General features: G+C 65.3%; 5 protein-coding genes. 1 reads left to right on the top strand and 4 read right to left on the bottom strand.

Annotation, left to right across the window (positions count from 1 at the left end; translation table 11 throughout):
* Positions 1-230 precede the first annotated feature (230 nt).
* The 4 genes from HJG44_RS17895 to HJG44_RS17880 form a co-directional block, all read right to left on the bottom strand.
* Positions 231-806, bottom strand: a complete 576-nt coding sequence (locus HJG44_RS17895; RefSeq protein ID WP_171219703.1) for a hypothetical protein — start codon at positions 804-806, stop codon at positions 231-233.
* Positions 799-2,451, bottom strand: a complete 1,653-nt coding sequence (locus tag HJG44_RS17890; protein ID WP_171219702.1) for an anti-phage dCTP deaminase — start codon at positions 2,449-2,451, stop codon at positions 799-801. Before HJG44_RS17890 ends, HJG44_RS17895 begins: the two co-directional genes overlap by 8 nt.
* Before the next feature lie 340 nt (positions 2,452-2,791).
* Positions 2,792-3,145: a hypothetical protein gene (locus HJG44_RS17885; protein WP_171219701.1), complete on the bottom strand. Its 354-nt coding sequence runs from the start codon at positions 3,143-3,145 to the stop codon at positions 2,792-2,794.
* Between the two features lie 4 nt (positions 3,146-3,149).
* Positions 3,150-5,354, bottom strand: coding sequence for a heavy metal translocating P-type ATPase (locus tag HJG44_RS17880; protein WP_346767197.1), 2,205 nt, complete (start codon positions 5,352-5,354; stop codon positions 3,150-3,152).
* Positions 5,355-5,539: 185 nt separating this feature from the next.
* On the opposite strand from HJG44_RS17880, the gene HJG44_RS17875 reads away from it, so the two are divergent.
* Positions 5,540-6,004, top strand: coding sequence for a hypothetical protein (locus tag HJG44_RS17875; RefSeq protein ID WP_171219700.1), 465 nt, complete (start codon positions 5,540-5,542; stop codon positions 6,002-6,004).
* Positions 6,005-6,031: the final 27 nt, after the last annotated feature.

Raw genomic sequence — 6,031 nt, 5'->3', positions numbered from 1 at the left:
GGCGCCTTCGGCGGCGCTGTCGGGCCGGGTGGCTGTTCACTACTATCCTCCGAAACAGCCGTGGTTCGACGCCGTCGGCAACATCTGTCTCAGTGCTCGCCCCGTTTCCCAGTCGCTGATTCCGTCATTTGCCAGCCAAACGTCGCGGTGGGTCCGATCCCCTTACCTCGAAGAACGTGTTCTCACCGCAGTCGTGAGATCGACAAGCCAGGGAGCCCGCCGACGATGCCCTATGCCTCCTCCCTCGTCTCGAACCCAGCCTTCGGCGAGGAATGGGAGTATTGGAACCCCGACAACGACCGCGGATGCAACTCGGCCGTATACCCGGCGGCTCTCCGAACCAGATGCCGGATATCGTCGAGCCAGCCCATCTTTCGCGCCTGCTCATCATAGAGGCACATCGTCAGGCCACGGCTGAGGACCTCGACGATGAGCGTATCCGCCGCTTCCTTACATGGCAGCGCTCGCTGTTCGAACCCGCTCCGGGTGGCCCGAGGTAGCATGGCGTATTCGAGGTACCTGACCTTTCGCTGGAAGAAATAGAGGACGACGTTCTTGTGCCGGAACTTCGGCCGCGGAAATATAGGTCGCGGCCTCACGTCCAGGATCGCTGTGACACCGTTCCGAGCGATGGCCGTAAGGAGCGTCTCTTCCGCCAACCATTCGACGTCGACGAAAACGATCTTGCCCTTGCCCTCCGGCGCTGACGCGAACAGCGTCGGTTCGTAGCCGCTATTCACGCCTGGGCGGGGGATCTCAACCGAACGTGCCACCGCCGGAAAGGCGAGTACCTTGCCGTCACGCATGTTGCACCTCCGGAACCAAGGCCGCCGCCCGTTCCTCGACCGCTCTCAATTCCCGCATTCTTACAGCCTGGGCAGGCAAGCCACGCGAGGGTGCTTCGTAGCTTCCGTCCTGCCTCTTCACCTCCGTACGCTTGGTGAAGAAGTCCTCGTACATACGAGGACCGACGCCCGTGAACGGGACCACCACCATGTGGGTCGGTCGTGCCCCCAGTCCAGCCGAACTGACCTCGGTCGAGATCGCGTCAGAATGGAGCTCCGTCGCTAGACTCTTTACATAAGGCTCGATGTAGTAGACGCGCTCGACACCGGCAGTGACGAGATGTCGGGCGCAATTGTGGCAGGGGTACGTGGTGCAATAGAGGGTCGTTCCAAGCGGCGAGATGCCGTTCCGCGCCGCCGAGAACACCGTGTTCATCTCCGCGTGGATGGAACGCGAATATTCGACGATGTCCTTCACGCCGGGCAGTTCCTCCATGATCTCCGCGTTGTCGGCGAAGAAGGCACGGATGCGCACCTCAGCCTCGGCACGAGCCCGACCTGCGGTATCGGATCCGCTGCCCGGTATCGGGTGAGCGGCGAGCGCGAGCCCGCTGGCAAGCCGCTCGGCGAGCCAACTGCCGATGTCTTCTCGGAGGCGGCGCTTCCGGCGCTGATTGTGGCAGCCGGTGAACTGAATTTGGCCGTCGGTCCACTCCCAAGCGAAGCAACGATGATCCGGCGAACTGTCCTCGTCGTAGACGCCGCCGCCGAACTTCGGGACGTCGTTCGTTCCCGTCGAAACGACCGTTCCGTCCGCAGCTACCAGGGCGGCGCCGACCTGCCTAGACAGGCAGGAGGATTGTAGGGCTGCGGCATGGGCATGGTACATCGCTCTCTCACCCTTGGTGGGGCGGACCAACCCAGAGCCGAGAAGCAGGTCGACGAAGCGCCCCAAGTCGGCGTTTAGGTGCTCGCCGCTGTGGGAGGTTGCGTTGTTGTCGATGAAGAAGTCAGCCAGGTAGAAGGCGTCCCGAACCTGCTGGCCATGCTTCCGGCCCTGGTCCTTCTCATCCCTCTCCATATAGCCGAGCACCTCTCGCTCGCTGACCCCTGCATACTTCGCAGCCGACCTCCCAGCGCCGATCAACCGACGCTCCCGCGCAGGCCGCTCGCAATGAACAGCTACGAGCCGGAACGATTGGTCGTAGACCTTACGCAGGAGCTCCACCTCGGCCGAGTGCTTAAGAGAGTCGAGAATGAAGGCGAGCTTACGCTCGCCCGGCGCCACTGAGCCTCGGCGCCCCATGATCTCAGCGACAGCCAGGGCCGCCACGGCGCGGTGACCATGGGTCTCCCTGAGCCCGTCCCCGAGATCCTGAAGTTCACAGGCACGCTGAAAACGTCCCGGCCCTGCCCTCAAGCCATGATCCACCACCGGCCCGGGTGTCCGTCCCGAGTGCCGCGCGATGAGCTCGCTCAGCTTGATACGTTCGACCTGATAACCTGCCTCTTCCAGCAGGATCTCCAGACGACCCGCCGCCGTCGAGCAACCCGCTCCGGCATAGCCGACCAAACCGATGACGAGTTCGAGCGACAGGGGCGAGACCTCGGCCTCGCGCGGAGCGTCCCCGAGTTCCTGACCAACGACACGCAAACCAGCTGACATGCGGACCGCCCCCGACCCGACAACGCAAGGCGCGCTCTCCCACCCGTGCTCCCCCGGGCAGTGCGCGACACCGAATCTCCTGAAGATGATCCATGCTACCGCGAGATACCGCGGACGTCGATGCTACCTTGGACTGTCATGCGCCCGCGCACTCTGTCTCAGCGGCTTCTGCTCCCTCGCGAGAGGCCCATGTTGCGCGCGCAGCACTCTCGCCCCAACCCGACCCGGCATCGTTGACCTGGTCCGCAGGTATGTTCTCTGTACATTCGGATTCGGTTCAAGATGCACGCTCACGCCATTATCGTTGGCGCTTCCACGGCGTTCGCCGTGAGAACCCGGATCAGCCGGGAGGCGCCCGCAACGTCTTGTAGAGTGTCTCGACCGCGTCGCTGAAGTCGGCTGCGCGGTTCCCTTCGCAGTACACGCGGAGGAACTCCGCCTGTTTGCGAACCGGGAATGACCGCGGGGCGAGATCGAGGTTCTCGTCCTTTCCCTCGGGCGCCCTGATGAGCAGACCGCTCAGGTAGCCCTGCGCCCAGGCCATGTACTCGCGGCCGGCGCGCGGGTCAGACGACGCCTGTAGCAGGAACGTGGTGCACGGCGCCGCGCCGATGCCGACGATCTTGACGGATTGCGCGAACACGGACGCAGGCGTCAGGAGGCCTACGGCGATCAGGAGAGCGTAGCGGGTCATCCGTTCATATCCTCGCGCTCAAGAGCCGGAGCGCGTTCGCGGTGACGAGCACCGTCGCGCCTGTGTCGGCGAGGATCGCCGGCCAGAGCCCGGTCACCCCGAGGATCGTCGTGACCAGGAACACGGCCTTAAGACCGAGCGACAGGCCGATGTTCGTTCTGATGTTCGCCATGGTGCGGCGGGACAGATCGATCATGCGGGCGATGTCCGCGACACGGCCGTGCAGCACCGCGGCGCCAGCCGTCTCCAGCGCGACATCCGTGCCACCGCCCATCGCGATGCCGACATTCGCGGCGGCGAGCGCGGGAGCGTCGTTGATGCCGTCGCCAACCTTCGCAACCTTTTCTCCCGCGAGCTGCAGGGCGCGCACAATCTTTTGCTTGTCCTCCGGAAGGAGATCCGCACGCGGCTCGATGTCGAGGGTCGCCGCAATCGCGGCCGCCGTTCGCGCGTTGTCACCCGTGACCATGATTGAACGAATGCCGAGTTCGCGCAGGCGCTCCAGACCGGCTTTCGCATCCGGCCGCGGCTCGTCCCGCATCGCGATCAGTCCATCGATCCGACCATCTATGACCAGCACGGAAACCGTCCTGCCTTCGCCCCGCAGCTCCTCGATGCGGATTTTCTGCCCAGCGTCGAGGCTCGACCGTTCGGACGCCGCGCCAACCGAACCGAGGAACACGGACGCGCCGCCGACCTTTGCAGCCACTCCCTTGCCGCCCGATGCGTAAGCCTCGCTCACTGGCGGCACTGGCACCCCGGCCTCCGCCGCCTTGTCGAGGATCGCCTTCGCGAGCGGATGGGACGAGCCCGCCTCCAGGGCTGCCGCGACGGACAGCACCTCGCGGTCGGAGCTCCCGAACGCGATGACGTCGGTCACCTTCGGCCGGCCCTCGGTGAGCGTCCCGGTCTTGTCTAATGCGGCCACCGTAATCCCGCTGAGGCTCTCCAGGACCGCGCCACCCTTCATCAGCAATCCCCGGCGGGCTCCCGCGGACAACCCGGCCGCGATGGCAGCCGGCGTGGAGATGACGAGCGCGCAGGGGCAACCGATGAGCAGGATCGCAAGCCCCTTGTAGATCCACTCGCCCCAGGGCGCCCCACCGAGCATGGGCGGCAGAACGGCCACCAGCGCTGCTACGATCACTACCGCGGGCGTGTAGTAGCGCGAGAAGCGGTCGATGAAGCGTTCGGTCGGGGCCTTTGCTTCCTGAGCCTCCTCAACGAGCCGGATGACACGTGCGATGGTGTTGTCCTTGGCGGCGGCCGTGACGCGGACACGAAGCGCGCCGTCGCCGTTGATTGTGCCGGCGAAGACCGGGTCGTCGACGCCCTTGCGCTTCGGCACGCTCTCGCCGGTCACCGGTGCCTCGTCGACCCCGCTCTCCCCATCGACGACCATGCCGTCCGCGGGGATGCGGTCGCCTGGCCGAACCAGCACGGTTTGGCTGACAACGAGCGTCTCGGCCGGGATCTCCTCGGTCCGCCCGCCGCGTTCGACGAGTGCCGTCTTTGGGACCAGTTTCGTCAGGGCCTGTATGGAGGCGCGAGCGCGTCCAGCCGCAACGCCCTCCAGAAGCTCGCCGACGAGGAACAGAAACACGACGGCCGCCGCCTCTTCCGTTGCGCCGATGACGACGGCACCAACCGCTGCGACCGTCATAAGCATCTCGATGGAGAACGGGATGCCGAGCCGGAGCGCTACAAATGCACGCCGGGCCACCGGAACCAGGCCGATGCCGAGCGCGACCAGGAAGGCCCAACGGTCGACGGACGGATAGGCACGCCCCAGGAGGTAGGCGATGGCGAAGGCGAAGCCGCAAGCGGCGGTCAGCTGCACCTTGGGGCTGCGCCACCACGGCCCGGCGAAGTCGTCGTGGTCATGGCCGTGCAGCCCGGCTTCGCCGGCATCGTCGTGGTCACCGCCCCGGTGATCCTGCCGTTGAACGTGAGTGGAAGCAGCCCCTTCTTGACCGGTCACCTTGTAGCCGGCCGCCTGTACGGCGCTGACGATCTCTGCATCTGCGACCGAGCCGTCCTGTGTGACTGTCAGCGTCCCCGCTGTCGCGGAAACCGAGACCGTCGTTACGCCGGAAATCCGCCGCACCGCATTTTCGATTTTTGTCGCGCAGGAGGCGCAATCCATGCCTGCGATACGGTAACGGGAACGACGTGAGCTCTCGGCCTGGGGCAACTCGGGTTCGGTCACTGGCGGCACCTCGAAATTCAGGTGACGCTCGCCCTACGACCTCTAGCGGCTAGAGAGGCAAGCCCCAAAATTGCGTGGCCGGCATGGCGGGCGATCTCACGACCGCACGCTGCTCGATGCTGGTATCGTGCGCGAGCCTTCGTACCGTCCCGGCCGAGTCGCACGGGCGGTGCCGGAGCGGGTGGATGGGATGCACGGCGACGAGATTGGCAGCGCTCGGGGCAGCGCTCCTTCTGGCCTGTCTTGGCGCGGCCTCTGCGCAGGATAACGACGACAAGCCCTTGGCGAAGGGCATCCAGGACAATTCCTTTCTCCCGGAGGAGGCCTACAACCAGGAGCCAGGGGTGGTGCAGCACATCACAGACGCACAGAAGCAGGGCCGATACTGGCTCCTGTCGTTCACGCAGGAGGTGCCCCTCGGAAGTCAGGAACGCCAGTTCTCATACACGCTGCCCTACTCGTTCCTCCGCCCGAACGGGCGGCGGCCGAGCGGCTTTGGCGACCTTCAGGTCAACTACCGCTATCAGGCGCAGTACGAGACCGACGTTCTGCCCGCCATTGCACCGCGGCTCAGCCTCCTCCCGCCAACCGGCAACTCGTTCAAGGGCCTGGGCGAGGGTTCGCACGGCTTCAACACGAACTTCGCTTAGCAACGTCGTTTCCGACCAGGTGACGCT

Source organism: Enterovirga aerilata (assembly GCF_013044135.1).
Lineage (GTDB): Bacteria > Pseudomonadota > Alphaproteobacteria > Rhizobiales > Beijerinckiaceae > Enterovirga > Enterovirga aerilata.
This window is presented reverse-complemented; position numbering and strand designations above follow the sequence as displayed.

Coding starts and splice junctions, on each gene's coding strand:
- HJG44_RS17890 (WP_171219702.1), bottom strand. CDS start 2,451: ATGTCAGCTGGTTTGCGTGTCGTTGGTCAGGAACTCGGGGACGCTCCG.
- HJG44_RS17885 (WP_171219701.1), bottom strand. CDS start 3,145: ATGACCCGCTACGCTCTCCTGATCGCCGTAGGCCTCCTGACGCCTGCG.
- HJG44_RS17875 (WP_171219700.1), top strand. CDS start 5,540: ATGGGATGCACGGCGACGAGATTGGCAGCGCTCGGGGCAGCGCTCCTT.
- HJG44_RS17895 (WP_171219703.1), bottom strand. CDS start 806: ATGCGTGACGGCAAGGTACTCGCCTTTCCGGCGGTGGCACGTTCGGTT.